The organism is Mesorhizobium sp. M1E.F.Ca.ET.063.01.1.1 (assembly GCF_003998155.1).
GTDB lineage: Bacteria > Pseudomonadota > Alphaproteobacteria > Rhizobiales > Rhizobiaceae > Mesorhizobium.
In genome coordinates, this window is the sequence record NZ_RZSC01001658.1 from 1 (window position 1) to 424 (window position 424).

General features: G+C 62.0%; 1 protein-coding gene and 1 pseudogene. One reads left to right on the top strand and one right to left on the bottom strand.

The genetic code is table 11. The annotated features are described in order from the left end of the window. Positions 1 to 51: 51 nt before the first annotated feature. A complete protein-coding gene (locus EOA29_RS42565) occupies positions 52 to 234 on the top strand; it encodes a hypothetical protein (protein ID WP_210213245.1) in 183 nt (60 codons plus the stop codon). Between the two features lie 28 nt (positions 235 to 262). On the opposite strand, the pseudogene EOA29_RS40285 reads toward EOA29_RS42565, so the two are convergent. Beyond that, a pseudogene (locus EOA29_RS40285) lies at positions 263 to 424 on the bottom strand (DDE-type integrase/transposase/recombinase); the annotation flags it as partial.

The window sequence follows — 424 nt, forward strand, 5'->3', positions numbered from 1 at the left end:
CTATATCTGGGCCCGGCCTGCCTTGCTCGCCCGCAAGTTCAGATCGGTCGAATGCGCGCCGGCCTCCCGACCAGCCATGCCAGGCGCGGCTCCGCGTTCGACTACAACATCCCGGCCAAGCTGGCCGAAGAACGATCCCGAGTCGAAAAGGCAGAAGCTGCCTATGCAGCAGAGACCGCCCGATGGCGAACGAGGCCCGAAAGGCGGAAGGCTGTGAAAAAAGCCGCCGAATGAGAAGAAGGGGCTATTCTACAACATCCGTCTGCATCGGCCTGCCTGGCGCGATGTAGTGCCATTCGATCCCGTGGATCCTTCGACCAGGCGAGGATGGCGTTCGAAGTGAACTCTGTGCCGTGGTCGGAAACGATCATGCCCGGCTTGCCGCGGTGCGCGATCAGTTCCGTCAGTTCACAGGCAACCCGAC